Below are 20,435 nucleotides of genomic sequence, written 5' to 3'. Positions count from 1 at the left end.
GACTTGTGGGTAATTTCACAAATAATCTCTGAATGCTAAATGCTTTGCAAGTTCTTCACTATTTTTGTTACAAACATAAAGGTGGTGCTCCATCCATTGCGTCCCTTCTCCATCCCAAGGTGTAGATATATCATTTCTGCCAAATGTTTCTCTATCTTCAAAACTCCATTCTTCTTGGCGAAAGTATCCTATCTGTTCAAGTCCCATGATTACCTTTGGAAAAACACTCTATTACAATATCTATATCTAAAATTTGTTTTGCTCCAAGACCTTCGGTTGAAGTGCTTCCGATGTATTCAATCCAAAAAATTAAATCATTTAAAGATTTGTTTTATTGATTGAAATATTTCAGCCCATTGTTCATTGAATTTAACAATTTCTATACCAGAATGTATCACATAACCCCCTCCATTAATTATTTTTTCACTTATATATATTGAACTGACCTCAACGATATTGAAAAGCGACCGCTCTAACAATTGCCCCAGTTAGCCATCCATGTAGAACAAAAACCAGCGCTACACCACAGAAAATGAAAGATGTTACGTTCTTTCATGGGAGTTTAATAAGTAAATTTGTTTGGCGTAGGAACCCCAATCTTTATTATCAGTATTTATTTCAATTGTAGGAATGATAGAATTTTCAGCTTGGCTCCTATACTCTTGTTGTTGTTTTAATAATAATTCACACGCTAATTTCATTTCTTCCATGGTTTTCCCTTCCCATTCATTAGGGTTTCTACTACTTATTCTTTGCTCTAAATTCTCTGGTGATACAGTTAACAAAGTACATCTTGCTCCCATTTCAAATAACTCGGCTTCTAATTCATTGATTTCATCTGATATTGAATGAGAAAATGCTACTCGATGATTTAAATGAAACCTTTCCAATATAAAGAATAAACCTTTTGAACGTTGGGTTTGTCCAATTTCTCTTGACCAATTATTTAACATTTTCAGCATCGTGACTCTTTCTCTTAAGACTTGTAAGTGTTCATCTCGACTTAACGACTTTAATTCACCATTTACCTTGTGTAATACTTGCGAATAATGCTCACTGAGAACTATGACACTACGTTCGGCATCATCACTTGCTTGAAGTTGTTTCAACGCTTTTAAGACTGATGTTTTTCCAGCATTCGAGTAGCCCTCTAAGATTATCCCTCTAAAATTACTCATTCTTTCCCCCTAATTAATGTTATTTTATCTAAATAAGGTCTGTAGAATTATTTACGCTTGTTCAACTAAATTGCACCGTTAGTTGTTGCCAATGTACCTCAACGATCTATAATTAACGCATCCGTTAGTTTTTCTCAATTTGAACCAGAGATTTACACTTTCGAAGAACTTTGCACCATTTTCAATCATACCTAAAGCATCATTAACCGAAATTTCATCAGGGTAATACCTTTTAGCACATTCATAAAATTGATTTGCAAATTTTTTCATTTCTTCGGGTAATAAGTGTATTGCCTTATTTTTTGGCATCTGCCATATTTCAATGGCATCTTGATGTACTAAAGATAGGACGTGATATATTGTTGGAGAAACTTGTGTATTAAGTAAACGTACAACTCTCGTTAATCTCTCTTTTCCGTGGTCTAATAGTGTAGAAAAATACTTGGGAACAACAGTTAAATCATTTAATGATTTTAATGCCGTTTCCTTCAATTGTTCATTTGATGCTTCCTCTACTGGCAACCTTCCAGCCACAATTTGATAAGCACCAGGAACTGGACCAATAAATCCCTTTGGTAATTTATCTGTTAATGCTTCACATTGAATATAGCTAAATGGTTTTGTATCAATTTTGCTTATATCTCGATGAATTTTTAGATATAACTCCGATGGTAGTATACCTTGTTTTTCAAGATTATCCCCATTATCAAAAATAAACAGATGAAGTGTCACTTTTGAAAAAAGATTGATTAAAATTTGCTGGCTATCCTCATTTTCCTGATTAAAATATACCTCGTATATTGAACAAAGTTTGATCAATATACGAAATTTTATATGTTTGTCACTATTCATTTTTATAATAAAGATTGATTATTCTGGAACGCTAATCTTCAACTAAATAAGAAAAAAAGAGCTGCAAACCAACTCAATGATTTTTAATTAACCATTAACATATATTTCCCCTTGGAATATATGTTAATTCATTCATAGATTTATTATTTATAGTGTTCAAGATAATCTCCTTTTTCAAAAATTTCTTTTGAACTTAGGGCAGTCCATTCCTCAGGTGTTACATTAGGGTGCAAATCAAGATAGGATTTAACCATCTTGTAGCCTTCAATGTAACCGTAACCCTTCGGTAACCCTTTTCCACCATGTAAAATTTCTGATGTACGATTTAGGTCGTATTTATTTAAATCAGGTTCAACTTTAGACCACAATTCCTTGTTGTAAGTAAAATCCATTGGATTATAGCCATAGTAGTCGGGATAAACTGACTTTTCAAACATGACCGCTTTTCCTTCAAAGACTATATTATCCAAAACAGAAGCCCAGTTATTATTACTGAAATACTTTTCCGCCCAAACGCTGTGATGGTATTCGTGCGCAACTGTTACCTTTATACTATCATCCAAAACATTTAGATTAAGTGGGATGATAATTTTGCCCGCCCCAACCGTGAATGGTGTCATATTATTGGTGGAGGAAGGGAATACGCAAACTGCAACATCACTCTGTGAGGGTAAGAGGTCTGCGGATTTCAAAAGAGATTCTTGAATGAGTTGATTGATTTCTGCTTTATGAGTCTCCATTTTTTCACTTATGTCTTGTATTTCTGTTACCCCTTTAGGAAACGTATTAAAAAGGGTTTCTGCCATATGTAGGTATTCTCCACTTTCAAAACAATCCTTGTATATGGGTTGAATGATTTCTTTATTATATAGTTCCAAAGTTTCCGAGGATGAAAGATTCGGATTATCTTTGACCTTTTCAATATACGGAAAAAACAATTGATTGACATGAATGATTTTGTATTTTTGTCTGGTTTGAGGGTGTTCAATTAAGAACACAAGTTCTTTGTAAACTGTTATTTGGTCTTTCTCGTGAAGTTGGTTCTCACCCTTTTCTGTTTGTGTGCAGGAAGTAAGCGTTAGACATGTAATAATTAGAATAAATACAACAACTATTTTTAGATACTTTTCCAAATAATATCCTCCTTGTGCAAAAAATACTATTTAGTAAATGATTTTACCATATTTTAGTCTGATTTCGCCTATTAATTTGATGTTTCTTAAGCAACTAAACTGTACCATTGTTTAAGTACAATTCTTTACAAGATAAAAATCAAATTCAACATAAATATCCAATAAAAAACCTGTTAGAAGGATTTTCAGGGGCTTGAAATCAGAAAAGCCCTCTTGTATGATGCATGAGTGTCAACAGCCATTGACCCACCATCACACAGGAGGACTCCTTTTATGAATTCTAAAACGAACCAAAAGATTAATCAAGTCTCTGAAAAAACACTCGTCATCGGTATCGATATTGCCAAGCGTTCACATGCATGCGCGGTTGATGACAGAGGATGCGTGCTCCAAAAAACGTTCCCTTTCTCGCAAAAACATTCATCCGACAGATGGAATTGCGTAGAAAACAGTCTCTACTTTCAGCCAACACCCCTGATCAGCCACCTTCAAGTCGGATAGAATGTCACAACCTTAATGCGCTTATAACTTTTTCCGTGCGAAGAAGCGTTGATCGATGAAAAAAGCGATAAGTAAGGACAAGATGCCGAGTAAAATTGGAACACCAAACGCTTCATAAGAGAAGGATCTCCCTTCTAGCTTCAGGTGATTGGTGGCGCGATATTCGAGCCGCTTGGCAGCAAATTTCGCCGTCCCAATATCCTCCTGCTTAGCCAAATCCTCGAATGCAGGTTCCATTGCAAACCGATCCGTTGCTTCGCGATGTAAGTACAGTAGTTCCGCGCTGTTGCCGCTTTCGTTCCATTGGTTAATGTCTTTGGCGGCGGATGATTCGGCACCGGCACCGACGACAATCATTTTCTCTAGTTTCGGCACGTTTTTTATCTGATAACGCGTGACTAAGTTCAGGCCATGCTTCGTTACGATCGGTTCATTTGCACTGGAAACGGTCAACGTCGTCGTCGTGCCAGAAGCAGCGTACGTATCGAATGCGGCGGACAAATCTAGTTCATCGACGCCGTTATACAGCAGCACGCCCGCTTTTACTTTGTTCCACTGATAAGCGTTGTTTAGTATGAACGTTATATCGCTGAGCCCGGTAGTGAACGGTTCCATTTGCGGTTTTTTCACGAAATCGTAAGATGGATAGTTCATCTCTACTGCCACTTTCTTCGCCGCATCCTCACCTAACTGCTGGGAAATGACGTATAGTATAGCATCAATTCCCGATGTCAGACCGGCAGAAGATATGATATTGCCTTGTGGGACATAGCGTAGATCTTTCACCCACTGAACTTTTGGATATTGCTTAATGAGTCGGTCGATGTCCCCCCAGTGCGTCGCGGCAGATTTGCCATTAAGTAAGCCAGTATCGGCCAGATTTTCCGCCCCATTGCAAATGGAAAGCAATAAAGTCTTGTCGCTCGAGTGCTTCTGAATCCATTCACGGACAGGCGAATATTTTTTCTCATCCAGAATCGGCATAAACGGTATGACGATAATGTCTGGGCTTTTGCCGAGCATCGCATCCATTTCCTCAAACGAATAATGCGGAACGACATCGAGTCCGCCGGTTAGCGATTTAATTTCACGATCGGGTGCAACGCCGTATACATTATAAGATTCTGTCATCGCAAACATCTCGTATGGGACGAGAAAATCGAACACTTCTGTTGATTCATTCGCCAGCAACACTGCCACTGTCGGTTTGTCTGCGTCATATTTCGGTACCTGCACATTCCTCAATGAAGGTGCGCCTTTATCGTAAACCGACATTACCTCATTCATTGTATTGACGAACCCGAGTGCGCCTACACCTCCTACTACTACAACAAAAACGATGAGATAAATACTGATTCGCCATACAGTTTTCACATGATTCCTCTCCCTCAGGCTAAATTTCTTACCCATAAAGTGTAACAAACCAATATATACTTATCATCAGTCTGTAGCCCAATTACGATGCCGGCCTAATGTTGGAACGACCTATGGTCACAAGTCTCTTTCCTTTTTTTCATGTGACTCGATATGGCTATATGCAAAAAATGTTTTTAAATGATATACGGTAACCAAAATGGGGCTGCCTCGTTCAAGCTGGTTTATGAAGAGGGTTGTAGAAAGATCATTGAGCTGTTCAAATAAAAAATGCCCTCCAAGGATTTAACCGAAAGAAGGCTTCCGCATTGTTTAAATGGCTGTTGCTCCAGGCAATTAAGGTGTTAATCTGACAGCAAGTTATTCAACTCCTATGAAAATAAAAACGGAAAAAGGCAATAAGAGAATGGATCCAGCCAAAGGGTTTTAAAAAAAAGGGCTATACCTATGTGGATCTAAGTCAAGATTCCGGACACATAAAAGTTAAGTTCTTGTTTTGTGGCAACCATCATTTATGGAGTGTTCCACATCCCGAGTAGCCAGTCAAAGTGAAAAGAGCCTTTGACAGACTACTTGGGATGTAGAGCGAGAAATTCCATGGAGGTTGGCCCAAAAATATAAAGGGGAAGATTGCCGAACCCCAAAGTTTTGCGCTACAGCTCGACATATACTTCCAAATAGCATCAACCATCTTGGATCGTATGGATGTAATATCGGCTACCCATTTTTCATTATTCGTCGTTGTTAGGAGATCCTGTTCGAGTACATTTTCATGTTCTTCCACGGGCTTTTGTGTTGGCGTCGGACGGTACTTTTTTGTGATGTTCGAGGCGAATACCAGCTTTTTTCATGAGTATTTGTACGCGTTTAATACTGACTTTCACACCTTCTTTGAGTAACTGTATATGGATTTTCGGCGCACCGTATCGTCTATCACTTTCTTTGTGAATGGCACAAATACGTACTGTAATTTTTTTCTTTTCAACTTCATACACGCTTGGTTTCTTGTGGAAAGACTGATAATACGTACTTTTGGGTACCTTTAAAGCGCGCACATTAATTGAATAGGATAATGTTCGCTTTCATTTTCAATATGGCCAATGAGTTCTTGTTCTGTTACTTTTTCGCGAATATGGTCATAGCCTTTTTTAAGATTTCAATCTCCTGCTTTAACCAAAGATTTTCTTTTTGGATCGAAGAAACTTCCGCTGCAGTTAATTCTTCTGTACCTTCGATTGGAGAATGTAACTTAATTCATTTATTAATAGTTACTTCAGAAACGCCATATTCGCTAGACAGTTGAGAAAAAAGAGCTTCATATGTAACTCATTTTCCTCAATTAAAGGACCTGTTAGTTGTTTATGGAAAAGATTATTATCTCTACCCTTTTTGATGTCTCACTCCGTCAGATTACTTTATTATGGGCAAAGTCACTTGGTTTACCCAATCCTGAATGAATCGCTTTTGATGTGTGTTCAAATGAGGTAGGTCATTGCGAGTAAAGAATCTATGTTCGTGACTTTCTTCTGTTTCATGAATTAATTCTCCTGAAAAACAACTTGAATGGAAAATGATCTGGATGCTGAAAACCTGATCTCCATTCGGATATTCTGCAAATCCTTCTTCTCCTGAATAAAGGCCAAACAACTTTAATTGTTCAACTATCAATCCTGTCTCTTCAAATGTTTCGCGCACAGCAGTTTCAAGAAAAGTTTCTCCAGGCTCCATAACACCGCCTGGGATACCCCAAACATCCCGATCTTTTCGATGTTGAAGTAAAATTTGATTCTCTTGTTCAATAATAATTCCACAACCAATAGTCATTAGCATTTCATTTCCAATTAACTTACGAATTGTTTGTATGTAGTTCATTACTCCACCCCTTAAATCACTAGTTTTTATTTATTCCTTTCAAATTAATACGATTATTGTTCCTATAAGTTCCAATTTTTGAATGTTCATATTAAAAACTTAACTACCTGTTAGCCATCCATGAAACGCAAAAATCAGGACTTCACCACAGATAATGAAGCGTGTTGTCGTAACGTTCAAAGAATGGAAAAAAACACTGAAATTCATCGAATATATATCAATATCGAGAGTAACAAAGGTAAATCACTAAACATTCATTCAAATGCTAGACGGTAAAGTTGTAGCACAAGGCACAAATGCTACTTTAAAATCGCTTGGTGAAGTTGCTGCAAATATTGTAGAAGCTAATAAACATGAAATTTTAGCGAAGTATGTAACTTAGTCGACAGGAGGATTTAAATGGACATTTTAGATAAAATTATTGATACAAAAGAAGCTTCAAAATTGTGAGGTCTATCTCAAGATAACAGTTTGAAGATTTAATTTATATCCTCTCCCTCTCCATACTTAACTACTGATAATTTAATAGTTGAAGTAGCTTGACGACTTTACTTTTTACATTCAACGTAGAATCTTGTGGGGCAATACAAGATGGGCAGCCTGATTCACAAGGACAGCTTTGGACATGTAGTTGGGTCTTTGTTAATAAATTCTCCCATAGATCATATACTTTTTCGCTTAGACCTATACCTCCAGGGTATTTGTCATATACAAAAAATGTTGGCAGCTCATTATGTGTTGCCTTTATTTGTGGCACAACAGCTACATCGCTACTATCACATTGAAAGCTCCAATCATGGCAGCATCTAAATCTAATTCTGACCTGTCATGAGGCATCTTAAATCTTGTATGCATTTCATCTGGTGGTAAATGGATTGGACCTGACCTGATATTGTCATATTTTTCATTAAGCTTTATTTTAACATCTCATAAAAGGTTAAGTAATAACACATGATTATCTCCTTGTGCAAAGTACCATGGGATTAAAATAAAATTTGAATTTTTAAAGAAATGTAATATTAATTACCAAAAACAAAAAGTGGTTAAACCCTTACTTAATAAGGATTTAACCTGATAGATTTTCATTCCTTATAAAATAAACAATGGTTCACTAAATTAAAAGTTTAAATTACTCCTTTTCTAAACTACGTGTCTCACCAGTAGTATCTGGTTTCGAAATTCGGAACAAAATATTTTGGTTCTCTAACTCAAAAGTTGTTGTTGATGTATCTGGTTTTTTCATACCAAATACAGCTGTATTTTCTAAAGATTCCGTTAACGGAGTTGTGTCTGGTTTTTTTGTTAATAATATCATTGTATTCTCTAAAGATTTAGTCAGTTCTTCTGTTTCTGGTTTATTTATTTTATACATCGCTTCATAAGAATCTGTATTCTCTATTGAATCAGTTAATATGGTAGTATCTTGTCCAGGTCTTCTCTTTAAATTTAACTGTTTAAACTCGTCATATTGACTATTGTCAACTTCATATTCACATAGAATTGCATAATTAAAAACATATGGTTGCTTCATTTACTTTTCATCTCCTCTAATTAAAATTTTATATCTATTAGTCTCAATATCTTTGTCCTCTAAGTGAATTACCTCAGAGTTTTTTGGAATATTTAAATTTATATATGACTTTAAGTTTTCATTCAGTATTTTTGGAGTTTGGTCTGAATATAAAATAATTATTTGTTTATTATTATTATTTATAATTCTATTAATTTTTGCTAACTCAATTCTATTTGTCAAATGAAAACTAGAATTATTATCAATTCTTAAATCAATATCAACTATATCGTAAACTTCCTTTACTAGATTTGCTTCAATGTGTTGATCGCTATTAATGAATTGCCATAAAAACAAAATAACCCATGTTCCAAATGCCCACAAAATAAAAAACTTAATATACCTTTCAATATTCGTAATAATTGATACATGATATCTTGATTTTTTTTGCATAATTTTATATGTATGGAAATGTAATAATGTTCTTGTTCTTTCCATATCATCGAATTTATGAATTTCACTTTCTCTAAGAAATCTATATGTTTTTACCTTAACAAAGCTTAAAATCAACAAAAATAAATTCCCTAAACAATAAAATATTATTAATATTAGAACTATATAAATCCAGATAGTTTTTACATTAATTGTAGTTATAAAGGTTAAAAAAAATGGTGCGATAAAAGCTACTAAAGCTATATATGCTAAGCATTTATTAAAAGTTTGACTAAATCCGTTTTCTAATTTATTTATTTCATTAGAATAAAATTCAGATATCAAAGTTACTTTTTCGTTCTCTTTTGTTTCATATAACTTTTTACCGAATTCACCATATTCTTTGTCAATATTTACATCACTATACCATTCAAGTAAATCTGGAATACTAATTTGATAAAAGAAATTGAACTTCTTTTCTTTTATACTAAATAAATAATATGCGCTTTCTCCTATTCTTAAAGAAAACAAAGACAATCGAAATTTTGAAATAGAGTTTTTAGCTACAATACTACGTGAAACACTTCCGAAATTTTCATCATAACTCATTGTAAAGAGAGGTGAAAAGGAAAAAATTTTCAAAAAAAGATATTTTATAATTTCAATCACCCTCTAATAAATATTCAATTATTTTCAAACTTATATCTAAATCTAACTCTTCTTCTAACCACAGCCACTGTCCATTAGCATTCAATTCTAAAAAATAATACTCACCATTGTTAAAGATAAAATCAAACGCTGCAAAATTTATTTTTAGATCCTTCATAAGAGAAAGACATTTTTTCTTTAGTTCCTTTGGTATTTCAGTCAACTCATATTGAATATCATTATTTAAACTTCGCCAATCAACTTTATCTTGAGAATATATCTTTACAGAAAAAATATTTTTATTTATTACAGTAACTCTTAACTCATAAGATTTTTCAATATATGATTGAAAATAAGTTGGATTCTTTGCTAATTTCGGAATTTCGAGGCTTTTATTAACTAAATTAGTTTGTACAATTTTAATATTTTCATCTGTTACTACTCTACCAACAGACAATGGCTTAACAATATAATCTTTTTCTGGGCTAATAAAATCTCTCACGCTTTCGTCACTATTTGAGATTAAACTTTTTGGCATTTTTAATTTAAACTTTCTTGCTAGTTGTGATTGAACAACTTTATTATCTGCTCTTTTTAGAATAGATGGGCGTGTTAATACTTTTGAAGAAAACACTTCAATTATCCCCTCTATATATGAAATAAAATCACTTGTTAATACTTGGGAATACATTTGATTATATTCACTGAAATCAGGTAGCATAATTCTTCTATAATAGACGCTTACACAATTTTTTGTAGAAATATTATTGTTAGTGATATTATTAAAAATTTCTATTCGTTCTTCTGTAACCTCAATAGAATAATTAGATATTAGATCTGTATTTAATCTAAAAAAGTCTACTTTAGGATATTTTTTTATAATATAATCTGCTGTATAGTCATTTGAATGAGTAACTATTAAAATCTTATCCATTGTAAACCCCATTTCATACTTAATTATAACTCATTTAAAAGGACTTTATTTCCATAAACCAATATCATATTGATTTTAACTGTTTTTACCACTTTTGATTACATGGATATTTTAAAAATTGTTGTGCGGCTAAATTTTACATTTTATAAAAATCCTCTTACTCAGGTGTTTTAAAGGGTGGTTCAATGATAAAATAATCACCCACTTATTTCTTCTTAATATTACTATAATTGAATTAATTTCATAAATCCTATTTTTCAAGAGCTTAGACTTCTCGTTCAGAACCACGTGCTGGATACGTAAATCATTGTCATAATAGATTTTGAAAACCTTCTGACAGAGAGAATCATGGTGACCTTAAATGAACCTTTATATGGTTGTAATATCCTCAATTATCTCAATAAATTCACTTTCAATTCGTTTATATCCAAAATCTGGGTATAAGGCGCATTTTCATCTTCTGTATTTTTAACTGGGGTTGATGGTCCATTAATTCTAAATCCTTAAAGATTTAATTTATTTAAAATAAATATTTCCTCTAATTGCTTTACTTTTAGTCTATTTATTATTTCTGGTAAAATTTCATACATAATATCCTCCTCCTACCTCACAAATACCAATTATAAATGTTAATTGGATAAATTTCTTTAAAATAGGTAATATTTATAAAAAAACCGATTTATATCGCTTAACTCCTTTTGTGAAAAATATATTTGATTAATTTATAAATTATTAAATAGAATTTCCCTGCACATAATCCTAGTTTTATCATTTCCTTTTAAGTAAACTTGACTTCATACATTGTTTTTTTCGATGAGTATAAATCATTTGATTTAAAGAGAAATCAATGGGTTGTAATAAAACGGGGCTGTACCGAAAAGTCAATGTACATTGACTTTTCGGTACAGCCTTTTTCCATCTATATTAAAAAAATCGTCCTCTTTTGTAAAATGAAGTCACCACACCACATTAGGCATCATGTAGCACGTTTAATTGAAAAATGATGGAATCCATTCCAGATAAACTGCTATTTTCCTATTATGTAGGTGTGATTGTGCCCATTATCATCCTAAACTGTTACTGAAAGTTATTTTATTTGCCTATACGAAAAAAATATATTCTAGCCGAAGAATGAAACGAATGGTTGAAGAAAATCTGCCTGCGTTAGCAGGCCTGCAAACACCTGATCATCGTACCATCAATGATTTCCGTGATATGTCCGTATCTAGCCATCATAGAGGAGATATTAGAGCAATTCCACCTTCAATTAGTAAAGCAAGAATTCGTTGACCGTAAAATGATTTATAAATTATTTAAAGAAGAGGACTTGAAGGATTCGTGTTATACTTATTCCTCCTAAGCCCTCTTTTTATTTTTATTTTAATTTAAAATTTGAAGAAGACCTATTACCTTTTGTTTCCCCTGTTGTAAACTGTCTTGCGCTCCAATACAGGATGGACAACCTGATTCACATGGACAATTTGAAACATGCTCTAATGTTTTAATTAATAGTTCCTCCCATAAATCATAGACCTTTTCACTTAATCCGATTCCTCCAGGATACTTGTCATAAACAAAAAATGTTGGCATCTCATTATGTGAAGCCTTTACTTGAGGCACAACTGCTACATCACTGCTATCACATTGAATAAACAGGGGTATAAAGGCATTCATTGCGTAGGCTATTCCAATCATTACCTCGGTCAATTCTGCCTCTGACCACTGCTCTGATAAATGAAGGGATAGCCAGGTGGCACTTGTATGCATCTCATCTGGTGGTAAATGGATTGGACCTGATCCGATATTATCATGAGTGCCGAAGCGTATTTTTTTAAATAGTGTGGCCTGAGCAACTAACCCAACATCACCAAAGCTAATTGTGCCCCCCTTATAGTCTCTATTACGATCTTCTTCTAGTACTTTCATTTCAACTGCTAGATTAGCATCTGTGTAGTAATCGACATCTACTTCACGGACAAAGGCTTTCTTTTCTTCCCAATCAAGCTTTTCTACTTGAAACTGAATGCCTTGATGTAAATAAATTGCCTCTTCATGTAATAATGTCATTGCGCTGTGACGATCCATTTCACCGATGACCTTTGTTTGTGCAGGAATTGTCATATCAATGATTACAACATTTTCCTGAGAAGCAGAGCGCAGACTAATATCGTGTGCAGGAAAACGATCACTCATCCAGTGCCACTTATCACTTGTTTTAAAAATAACGCCTTCCTCTGCTAGATAATCTAATAATTCCTGAACTTCATATTCTCCATATGCATCATTTGTGGAAAAAGGTAACTCAAATGCTGCACATTTTAAGTGGTCCATTAAAATTAACATATTTTCAGGGTAAATACGTGCTTCCTCAGGAGCACCACCGAGTAAAAAGAGTGGATAATTGACCACATACTGATCCAGTGCAGACGATTGGGCTACATAAATAATTAATGCCTCGTCCTGTCGACGACCAGCACGACCAGCTTGCTGCCAGGCACTTGCAATATTTCCTGGGTAACCTGTCATAATGCATGCTTGAAGCTGTCCAATATCGACTCCTAATTCCAATGCATTTGTACTAACAACTGTTTGAATAGTGCCATCTCGAAGACCACGTTCAATTACTCTTCTCTCAGAAGGTAAATAGCCTCCACGATAGCCTCGTACCGATTCATCAAGTAGCTTGTTTCTTGTCAGCTCCTTTAAATAGGTCACTATCATTTCTACTCTTACACGGCTTTTAGCAAAGATAATAGTTTGAATACCTGCTATATATAATCTTTTTGCTAGGTCACTTACCTCTAAAACCGCACTACGACGCACACCAAACGTTTTATGAACAATAGGCGGATTGTAAAAAAGAAATGTTTTTTTACCAACTGGTGCTCCCGAATCAGCAATTAATGCATGAGTTTCATTTGTTAGAACCTCTGCTAATTCCTTTGGATTTTTTATAGTTGCCGAAGTACAAATAAAGAGCGGCTTGCTGCCATAAAATGCACATATCCGCTTGAGTCTACGTATAACATGGGCTACATGTGAACCAAATACACCTTTATATGTATGTAATTCATCCATAACGATGTACTGTAAATTTTCAAAAAGGGATACCCATTTCGTATGGTGTGGTAATATGCCTGAATGGAGCATATCGGGGTTTGTCATGACAATATGCCCTGCTTTTCGCACCTTTTGGCGAATTCCAGGTGCGGTATCTCCATCATATGTGTAGCTTAATATCTCTTCTCCACTTTGTTCAATTAATTCATTTAAATCATTTTTCTGATCCTGTGCCAAAGCCTTTGTCGGAAATAAATAAATAGCCCTGGCATTTTTATTCTCTAATATTGTTTGAAGAACTGGCAGATGATAGCAATATGATTTACCTGATGCTGTTGGCGTCACCGCAGTAAAGGATGTACCACTCTGCGCCAAATCGAAGGCTTCTCGCTGATGTGTATAAAGCTGCTCGATCCCTCTTGCCTGTAGTGCCTTTACTAGAGAAGGGTGTAAATTTCCCGGGAAAGGAGCATATTTTGCTTCACGTCCTTCAAGTGTCTGCCAGTGTAAAATTCGTTCTTTTAATTCCTCATCATATCTCCACTCGTTTAATAATTCATTGATGGTTCTCTTTTTGGATAGCATCTTTTGTTCCCTCCTTCACGATTCGCTCAAAATTTTTCAATGTAAAGGAGGTAGAATGAATAGCATCTAAAAAGCGTTTTTTACTTGTTTCTTTAAAAAAAGATTGCACAACAAATTGCTCCATGGATTCCACCACAGCAGCAATTTGTTGGATATGCATATACTTTGGATTATTGTTTTGAATCCACAAATTGGCCCCCTGTTGCCACTCCTTTAAGTGTTGATGAATAGCATCGGCATGTGGCTTAACCTCCTTAAAAAAATCAGGTGTACGGTCCTCTTCACGCATTTGCCAAAAGCGTGCAACACTTTTTTCACATTCATCTATTAATATGGAAGTTTGCTGTATTAATAACAATTTCGCACCTCATCTCATTCATTACACCAAATACAAACTTAAAATCACTTCAGCATGTATAGTAGTACTGTTATCGGAAATCTCAGCTACAATACATGACAAACAAGTTGTATATGAAGGTTTTTATAATAGCATGTCTCTCACCTCTTGATATGGTAAATATTGTATTTAAAATACACATATTGAGTGAGTTATTTTGCATATGAGATAAGTGTACCAAAGTCTATCATTTTTCACTACTTATAGGCGAACACGCATTCTTTACTTGCCAGTTCTTTTCTGCTAAGCTTACTTTCTGGCTAACAGCTTTGAGTTGCATAAAAAAATGCATGCTATGCGCATTGTTTTCCAAAGACACTCTTGTTATAAGTAATTGATTGACTAGATCCAACTGCGCAACTAATTGTTCCAACTTATTCAATACAACGCCTCCTTTGCTTTACTTATGTATTTCCTCGCATGTATAAAATTACCTTCATGCATGACAAAATAAGCGCAAGTTAGCTGAAAGAAGAAGAATTTCGATATTTTTTTATTAAAACAAATTGAAGGCGCTGTTGTCCGAATAATCTTCTAGCTAGATGGGGGCGAATAGAGAGGACAAATTGACTACTGAATTGGATGAAAACTTTATCTGTTTTTTTGGCATTTTGAGTAGAAAGCACAGCCCTTTTTTTGACAACTTTTCGACTTCAGAAGACGGAAAGTGTACTATATTGATTGATTCTTGTCGTATGATTTCTGCTATGGTTTAAGCGAGCCAGAAGTGGTGAACTGCTACTGAATCATGGTAAACTATTGTATATAATAGCAGTATTATAGAGGGTGAGCTAAATGACAATTCGTTATCCAAATGGGAAATTGTATACCCCAAATCCAACTGTACAAAATGAGGCAAAGAAGGATGATAACAAAGAAATTTCTTTTAGTAATCGAGGGAAAACACTAGAAGATGAAATAAATGAAGCAAACGACTATTATATAAAAAAAAGACTTGCTATCATTCATAAGAAACCTGTTCCCGTACAAATCGTCAAAGTAGAGTACCCATCACGAAGTGCTGCAGTAATTCGTGAAGCATACTTCCGAACTCCTTCCACAACAGATTATAACGGTGTTTGGAAAGGGCAGTATATTGATTTTGATGCAAAGGAGACAGCTTCCAAAACGAGTTTTCCCTTAAAAAATATACACTTACATCAAATGACTCATATGCAGCAGGTGATGGAACAAAATGGTGTGGCTTTTATTATCGTTCGTTTCGCAGCTTTTGAACGATATTTTATTGTGCCATACGAAGTTTTACAAAAGGCCTGGCAAGCAATGGAGAATGGTGAGCGTAAATCGATACCTTTTTCAACGATTGAAAGAGAAGCTTTCGAAATTCCCACAAGCTATTATCCACGTATCGACTATTTACCGATTGTCCAGCAGCTCATTGAAGCAAAAAGCCATGGTTCTGAAAGTGAGGAGATTGTAGAATGACTGAACGTCGTCAAACACGCGGTGAGCGCCAAAAAGCTCTCGCTCAAAAAAATAAAAAGAAAGTGCCCAAATCATCAGGAAAGCTATGGTTTAAGCGCATTTTCTTAACGCTAGTGGCAATAGGAGTTGCATGTTTTATTGGAGGAGCTGGGATGTTCGCTTTTTATGCTAGTAGCGCGCCTGAGCTTAAGGAAGAATTACTAAAGGACCCTGTTTCTTCTGAGTTCTTTGATAAAAATGGTGATTTATTTGCAACAATTGGTGCAGAAAACCGTAAATATATAAAATATGAAGATATACCAGAGGACATGATTAATGCTATCCTTGCTACGGAAGACGTACGCTTTTTTGAGCATCATGGTATGGATTTTTATCGTCTTGGTGGTGCAATTATTGCCAACTTCCGCGATGGCTTTGGCTCACAGGGGGCTTCAACCTTAACACAACAAGTTGTGAAGAACTCTTTTTTACAAAATGAGAAAAAATTAAAACGTAAAGCACAAGAGGCTTGGCTTGCTTTCCAATTAGAGCGTAAATACTCAAAAGAAGAAATCTTTGAAATGTACTTTAACAAAATGCTTATGTCAGGTCGTATATATGGCTTTGGTACAGCCGCTCAATATTTCTATGGTAAGGAGTTAAAAGATTTAACGTTAGATGAAGAAGCATTACTTGCAGGTTTAGTACAGCGTCCAAATGCTTACGACCCATTAAAAAATCCTGAGCTTGCGGAAAAGCGTCGTAATACAGTTTTAGGATTAATGTATCAACATGGTAAAATTACAAAAGCTGAAATGGAAGAAGCAAAAAAAGTAGACGTTCAAGCAGGTTTAGCTGATGATACAACACGTCAAAAATTTGCTGGCTCTAAATATGATGCTTTCCTTGATGTCGTCCTAAACGAACTTGAGAAAAACGGTGATGGCTCTGCAATGGCAGAAGGCATTAAGGTGTACACAACACTTGATCCAAAAGCTCAACAAATTGTTGAAAACGTCATGAATGATGATAGTAATTTCCCAACAGAAAAAATTCAATCCGGTGTAGCTGTTGTTGATACTAAAACAGGTCAAATTCAAGCTGTTGGTGGTGGACGCAATTATGGCAATCGAGGTTGGAACTATGCAGACGATTTAACACAAAATCAGCCAGGCTCTACTATGAAGCCATTATTGGATTATGGTCCAGCCATTGAATATTTAAAATGGTCAACAGGTCAAACGCTTGTGGATGAACCGATGAAATACACAGGCACTCAGCAAACTATTACAAACTGGGATGGTAAATACATGGGGGCTATGACAGCTCGTAAGGCACTCTATGCTTCTCGAAACGTTCCAGCTGTAAAAGCTTTAAAAGAGGTTGGAACTGACAAGGCAAAGGAATTCATTGGTCGTTTAGGTATTAAGGCAAAAAATGTGTATGAATCTGATGCGATTGGTGGGGGGGATATTGCCATATCTCCTATCCAAATGGCAGCTTCCTATGCAGCATTCGGTAATGATGGTGTTTACAATGATCCTCATGCAATTTCAAAAATTGTTTATCGTGATGGTAAAACAACAAAGGACTACACACCAAAACCTAATGTTGCGATGAGTGATTACACAGCTTACATGGTAACAGACATGCTACGTGATGTTGTTGGCAATAAGCCTGATGCATCAGGTACTGCTGCCAATGTTTCTGGCTTAGATATTGCAGGTAAAACGGGTACAACTAACTATTCAAAAGCTGATTTTGATAAATACAACTTACCTAGCACAAGTGTGCCAGATTCATGGTTTGCAGGTTACACAACTAACTATTCAATCGCAATATGGAGTGGTTATGAAAAACACTTTGATCCTATCACAACTTGGGATGAACGTCGTTTACCACAACAACTGTTTAAACATATTATGAAAGAAATTTCAGCGGATGTTGAAACACCTCGTTTCAAAAAACCAAGTTCTGTTGTAGAGATGACAATCGAGGTAGGTTCAAAACCACTGAAATTAGCAAGTGATTACACACCAAGTGAAAAACGTCAAACTGAGTTATTTGTTCGTGGCACGGAGCCTACGGAAGTATCAAATGAATATGAGGCACCTGAGCTTTCAACACCTTATAATGTTTCAGCAAATTTAGATTTAGGTGCTCAATCAATTAGCATTTCTTGGGAACATGATGCCATTCTGGATCCTGAAACTAACGAACCATTGCCAACTACCTTTGAGGTCTCTGCTAAACGTGAAGGCGGAGAAACAATTTCTCTTGGAACAACAGAAAGCAAAGGCCTAACAGTTGCAAACAATTTAGAGGATGGCAATTATACAATCTCTGTCGTCGCTATTGTGGATGGTACACGAAGCGAACCTGGTACAGCCTCCTTCCAAGTGACAAGTATGCCAGACGAAAACCAAGAGCCGGATACTCCGGATGAACCTGATTTAGAACAGCCAACGTCTCCGGATCAAGGTAATGGCAATGCTAATAATGGCAATCACAACAACAATGGGAATAATGGCAACCACAATGGTAGTGGAAATAATAGTAACAATGGCAATCCTAACGGTAATAACGGCAGCGGTGGCAATAATGGTGGTAACAACACTAATAATGGCACAAATAACGGTGGTCAACCACCTACACCACCAACTGACCCTGTCGTTCCAAATGAAGAAAACGATAGTACAGAATAAAAAAAGCAGAGGAGACATCCATAATGATGCTCCTCTGCTTTTTCTTTATTTAATCAAATATCTTTACCGATTTGAATTATTTTTGGTAGCTTGGAGTCGTAAGCGAGCAGTCCGTTTTTTTGTCTCCTTAAATAATTCACCCAGCTGACGATAACAGGCATATTGACCAGGCTTTACTTTTATAAAGGCCAATCGTTCAACCCCATTTATCGGTAATACCTCATCTCCACCCTCTTCTACTAGACGGTCAAACAAAACAATTGCCGCTTCCATCAAGCCCTTAGCCTCACCATTTCTTGTATCATGGGCTATGTGAATTTTGCCTTCTAGCTCTTGCCACTCTGTAAACCAAGCATCAATTTTTTCCTTTGTAATTGCCTCTATATTCATGCCTCTTTCACCAGCCCTTTTTTCAAACGCTTTTGTCCTTCTCGACATTCTCCGAGTAACGGGCAAGAATGACAGCCTGGATTTTGAGCCTTACAATGATACCGGCCAAAGAAAATGAGCTGATGATGCGTTTTCGACCACTTGTCCATTGGTGTTTTCTTCATAATCGTTTCTTCCACTTCAAGCACCGAATCCTTCCAGCGGCAAAGCCCTAATCGCTTGGACACACGCTCTACATGTGTATCCACTGCAAGTGCAGGGATATCGAATGCTACCGATAATACGACATTAGCCGTTTTACGACCAACACCAGGCAATGTCACCAAGGCTTCTCGACTTGCTGGTATCTCACCCTCATATTCATCTAACAAGCGCTGACATAAAGCTTGAATATTCTTTGCCTTATTTCGATATAAGCCGATGGAACGAATATCCTGCTGTAATTCGTCTAAGGATACTGCTAAATAATCTTCAGGTTTCTTATATTTTTGGAACAACGTTTTCGTAACCTTATTGACAAGAACATCAGTACATTGTGCAGATAACAATGTGGCTATCGTTAGCTCGAACGGATTCTGATGTACGAGCTCACAATGTGCCTCAGGGAACATACGATCCATTTCGGCTAGACAATGCTCCCATTGTTTTTTTGTTAGCATACTGGTCCTCCTACTCCCTCTCTTCTAACCAATTATAAAATGGTACTTTATTTGTCGACTGTATCTCTTGCTGCGGTGAACGGACTGGTGGCCTGTGAATCGTTTGTTTTTCACGGAACTGTTCACTTTGTTTTTGCGCAGCCTGAGGTGTCGTAATATTTTTCTTTTTCCACTCCAGCAAAATACGATCAATATAACGAATACTTAGCTTCCCCGCAAACACTGCCTCCTTTAACGCTTCTTTAATGAGGGCTGGACTATGCTTATCCTCATCTAGCCAAGAACCGATTTTTTCTAGCTCTAAAGGAGATAAAAGACGTCCCATTTCCTCTTCAAATAATCGAAATATCTCGCCCTCTTCATGTCTAAGTGCAGTAGCAGATTTTTGCTGTTCTTTCATTTCCATCAGCTGCATAATACGCTCCCAAAGTGGAAAAATTGAATATTTTTCATATAGCTTGCCGTTTGCATCAACATCACGGGTAATTTCAAGGAAGCCTTTTTGCATTAACCGCTGTAAACCAGAGGTAATATCATTGTCGGGCATTGTGAGGCGGTTCATTAAATCATCAGGTGTTGGAAAGTCATTGCCCTCAATATGGAACGCTAGTAAATGAAAAACGATTAGTGCCTCTTCATCCTTCATATTTAACTCCTTATAAAACTGAAAAAAGAGCTGGGGAATTTGAATCATTCGCTGTTCAGTCCATACGCGGAGTCGACTATTATTTGTGCTCATACTTTATTTGACTCCTTTTTTAATAGTAAGTAGAAAAGCCG

Annotated in this window: 19 protein-coding genes and 2 pseudogenes; 4 read left to right on the top strand and 17 right to left on the bottom strand. The window is 35.9% G+C overall.

Going from position 1 to position 20,435, the window contains the following annotated elements:
• Nucleotides 1-18: 18 nt before the first annotated feature.
• From AC2CGN_RS04075 to AC2CGN_RS04060, 4 genes and pseudogenes are all read right to left on the bottom strand, one after another.
• Nucleotides 19-347: pseudogene (locus AC2CGN_RS04075) on the bottom strand (GrpB family protein); the annotation flags it as partial.
• A gap of 195 nt (nt 348-542) precedes the next feature.
• On the bottom strand, nt 543-1,178 hold the full coding sequence (locus AC2CGN_RS04070) for a hypothetical protein (protein ID WP_484512287.1): 636 nt from the start codon (nt 1,176-1,178) through the stop codon (nt 543-545).
• A 78-nt stretch (nt 1,179-1,256) separates the two neighbouring features.
• The gene (locus AC2CGN_RS04065; RefSeq protein ID WP_484512286.1) at nt 1,257-2,030 is read right to left on the bottom strand and encodes a hypothetical protein; all 774 of its coding nucleotides are present in this window, start codon (nt 2,028-2,030) and stop codon (nt 1,257-1,259) included.
• Between the two features lie 143 nt (nt 2,031-2,173).
• The gene (locus AC2CGN_RS04060; protein WP_484512284.1) at nt 2,174-3,163 is read right to left on the bottom strand and encodes a DUF2268 domain-containing putative Zn-dependent protease; all 990 of its coding nucleotides are present in this window, start codon (nt 3,161-3,163) and stop codon (nt 2,174-2,176) included.
• Between the two features lie 273 nt (nt 3,164-3,436).
• Here AC2CGN_RS04060 and AC2CGN_RS04055 point away from each other — a divergent pair.
• Nucleotides 3,437-3,577 (top strand): annotated as a pseudogene (locus AC2CGN_RS04055) (IS110 family RNA-guided transposase); the annotation flags it as partial.
• Nucleotides 3,578-3,685: 108 nt separating this feature from the next.
• Here the strand turns inward: AC2CGN_RS04055 and AC2CGN_RS04050 are convergent.
• From AC2CGN_RS04050 to AC2CGN_RS04020, 7 genes are all read right to left on the bottom strand, one after another.
• Nucleotides 3,686-5,038: a DJ-1/PfpI family protein gene (locus AC2CGN_RS04050; protein WP_484512282.1), complete on the bottom strand. Its 1,353-nt coding sequence runs from the start codon at nt 5,036-5,038 to the stop codon at nt 3,686-3,688.
• 770 nt (nt 5,039-5,808) lie between these two features.
• A complete protein-coding gene (locus AC2CGN_RS04045) occupies nt 5,809-6,033 on the bottom strand; it encodes an IS3 family transposase (protein WP_484512280.1) in 225 nt (74 codons plus the stop codon).
• A gap of 415 nt (nt 6,034-6,448) precedes the next feature.
• On the bottom strand, nt 6,449-6,910 hold the full coding sequence (locus tag AC2CGN_RS04040; protein WP_484512278.1) for an NUDIX hydrolase: 462 nt from the start codon (nt 6,908-6,910) through the stop codon (nt 6,449-6,451).
• A 511-nt stretch (nt 6,911-7,421) separates the two neighbouring features.
• Nucleotides 7,422-7,667: a Zn-binding domain-containing protein gene (locus tag AC2CGN_RS04035; RefSeq protein WP_484512276.1), complete on the bottom strand. Its 246-nt coding sequence runs from the start codon at nt 7,665-7,667 to the stop codon at nt 7,422-7,424.
• 372 nt (nt 7,668-8,039) lie between these two features.
• Nucleotides 8,040-8,441: a hypothetical protein gene (locus tag AC2CGN_RS04030; protein ID WP_484512275.1), complete on the bottom strand. Its 402-nt coding sequence runs from the start codon at nt 8,439-8,441 to the stop codon at nt 8,040-8,042.
• The gene (locus AC2CGN_RS04025; RefSeq protein WP_484512273.1) at nt 8,442-9,494 is read right to left on the bottom strand and encodes a hypothetical protein; all 1,053 of its coding nucleotides are present in this window, start codon (nt 9,492-9,494) and stop codon (nt 8,442-8,444) included. It lies immediately after the preceding gene.
• A 19-nt stretch (nt 9,495-9,513) separates the two neighbouring features.
• Nucleotides 9,514-10,434 carry an MvdC/MvdD family ATP grasp protein gene (locus tag AC2CGN_RS04020; protein ID WP_484512271.1) on the bottom strand — a complete coding sequence of 307 codons (921 nt, stop codon included), beginning with the start codon at nt 10,432-10,434 and terminating at the stop codon, nt 9,514-9,516.
• A gap of 1,029 nt (nt 10,435-11,463) precedes the next feature.
• Between AC2CGN_RS04020 and AC2CGN_RS04015 the strand changes: the two genes are divergently transcribed.
• Complete coding sequence (locus AC2CGN_RS04015; protein WP_484513147.1) at nt 11,464-11,724, top strand: transposase; 261 nt, start codon at nt 11,464-11,466, stop codon at nt 11,722-11,724.
• A gap of 90 nt (nt 11,725-11,814) precedes the next feature.
• Here AC2CGN_RS04015 and AC2CGN_RS04010 read toward each other — a convergent pair whose 3' ends face one another.
• The 3 genes from AC2CGN_RS04010 to AC2CGN_RS04000 all read right to left on the bottom strand — a co-directional run bounded on the left by AC2CGN_RS04010 (nt 11,815) and on the right by AC2CGN_RS04000 (nt 14,858).
• Complete coding sequence (locus AC2CGN_RS04010) at nt 11,815-14,079, bottom strand: DEAD/DEAH box helicase (protein WP_484512270.1); 2,265 nt, start codon at nt 14,077-14,079, stop codon at nt 11,815-11,817.
• Nucleotides 14,051-14,437 (bottom strand): YppE family protein, encoded by a 387-nt coding sequence (locus AC2CGN_RS04005; RefSeq protein WP_286922957.1) that lies wholly within the window; start codon nt 14,435-14,437, stop codon nt 14,051-14,053. The genes AC2CGN_RS04010 and AC2CGN_RS04005 overlap by 29 nt, the downstream gene beginning before the upstream one ends.
• A 226-nt stretch (nt 14,438-14,663) precedes the next feature.
• Complete coding sequence (locus AC2CGN_RS04000; RefSeq protein ID WP_054770339.1) at nt 14,664-14,858, bottom strand: hypothetical protein; 195 nt, start codon at nt 14,856-14,858, stop codon at nt 14,664-14,666.
• 413 nt (nt 14,859-15,271) lie between these two features.
• On the opposite strand from AC2CGN_RS04000, the gene recU reads away from it, so the two are divergent.
• Complete coding sequence (recU, locus tag AC2CGN_RS03995; protein ID WP_286922956.1) at nt 15,272-15,922, top strand: Holliday junction resolvase RecU; 651 nt, start codon at nt 15,272-15,274, stop codon at nt 15,920-15,922.
• On the top strand, nt 15,919-18,606 hold the full coding sequence (locus tag AC2CGN_RS03990) for a PBP1A family penicillin-binding protein (protein WP_484512267.1): 2,688 nt from the start codon (nt 15,919-15,921) through the stop codon (nt 18,604-18,606). The genes recU and AC2CGN_RS03990 overlap by 4 nt, the downstream gene beginning before the upstream one ends.
• Before the next feature lie 63 nt (nt 18,607-18,669).
• Here the strand turns inward: AC2CGN_RS03990 and AC2CGN_RS03985 are convergent, their stop codons facing one another.
• The 3 genes from AC2CGN_RS03985 to AC2CGN_RS03975 are packed head-to-tail and all read right to left on the bottom strand — an operon-like array spanning nt 18,670 to nt 20,394.
• The gene (locus AC2CGN_RS03985; protein ID WP_286922954.1) at nt 18,670-18,996 is read right to left on the bottom strand and encodes a YpoC family protein; all 327 of its coding nucleotides are present in this window, start codon (nt 18,994-18,996) and stop codon (nt 18,670-18,672) included.
• A complete protein-coding gene (gene nth, locus AC2CGN_RS03980) occupies nt 18,993-19,655 on the bottom strand; it encodes an endonuclease III (RefSeq protein WP_484512265.1) in 663 nt (220 codons plus the stop codon). The genes AC2CGN_RS03985 and nth overlap by 4 nt, the downstream gene beginning before the upstream one ends.
• Nucleotides 19,656-19,665: 10 nt before the next feature.
• Complete coding sequence (locus AC2CGN_RS03975) at nt 19,666-20,394, bottom strand: DnaD domain-containing protein (RefSeq protein ID WP_286922952.1); 729 nt, start codon at nt 20,392-20,394, stop codon at nt 19,666-19,668.
• Nucleotides 20,395-20,435 lie beyond the last annotated feature (41 nt).

The sequence above is a fragment of the Lysinibacillus sp. DFXJR4 genome, from assembly GCF_057196045.1.
This window is presented reverse-complemented; position numbering and strand designations above follow the sequence as displayed.

What these genes read in the sequence shown, in the direction of transcription:
- AC2CGN_RS04070 (WP_484512287.1), bottom strand. Translation starts at nt 1,178, where the DNA reads ATGAGTAATTTTAGAGGGATAATCTTAGAGGGCTACTCGAATGCTGGA.
- AC2CGN_RS04065 (WP_484512286.1), bottom strand. Translation starts at nt 2,030, where the DNA reads ATGAATAGTGACAAACATATAAAATTTCGTATATTGATCAAACTTTGT.
- AC2CGN_RS04040 (WP_484512278.1), bottom strand. Translation starts at nt 6,910, where the DNA reads ATGAACTACATACAAACAATTCGTAAGTTAATTGGAAATGAAATGCTA.
- AC2CGN_RS04030 (WP_484512275.1), bottom strand. Translation starts at nt 8,441, where the DNA reads ATGAAGCAACCATATGTTTTTAATTATGCAATTCTATGTGAATATGAA.
- AC2CGN_RS04020 (WP_484512271.1), bottom strand. Translation starts at nt 10,434, where the DNA reads ATGGATAAGATTTTAATAGTTACTCATTCAAATGACTATACAGCAGAT.
- AC2CGN_RS04010 (WP_484512270.1), bottom strand. Translation starts at nt 14,079, where the DNA reads ATGCTATCCAAAAAGAGAACCATCAATGAATTATTAAACGAGTGGAGA.
- recU (WP_286922956.1), top strand. Translation starts at nt 15,272, where the DNA reads ATGACAATTCGTTATCCAAATGGGAAATTGTATACCCCAAATCCAACT.
- AC2CGN_RS03990 (WP_484512267.1), top strand. Translation starts at nt 15,919, where the DNA reads ATGACTGAACGTCGTCAAACACGCGGTGAGCGCCAAAAAGCTCTCGCT.
- AC2CGN_RS03985 (WP_286922954.1), bottom strand. Translation starts at nt 18,996, where the DNA reads ATGAATATAGAGGCAATTACAAAGGAAAAAATTGATGCTTGGTTTACA.
- nth (WP_484512265.1), bottom strand. Translation starts at nt 19,655, where the DNA reads ATGCTAACAAAAAAACAATGGGAGCATTGTCTAGCCGAAATGGATCGT.
- AC2CGN_RS03975 (WP_286922952.1), bottom strand. Translation starts at nt 20,394, where the DNA reads ATGAGCACAAATAATAGTCGACTCCGCGTATGGACTGAACAGCGAATG.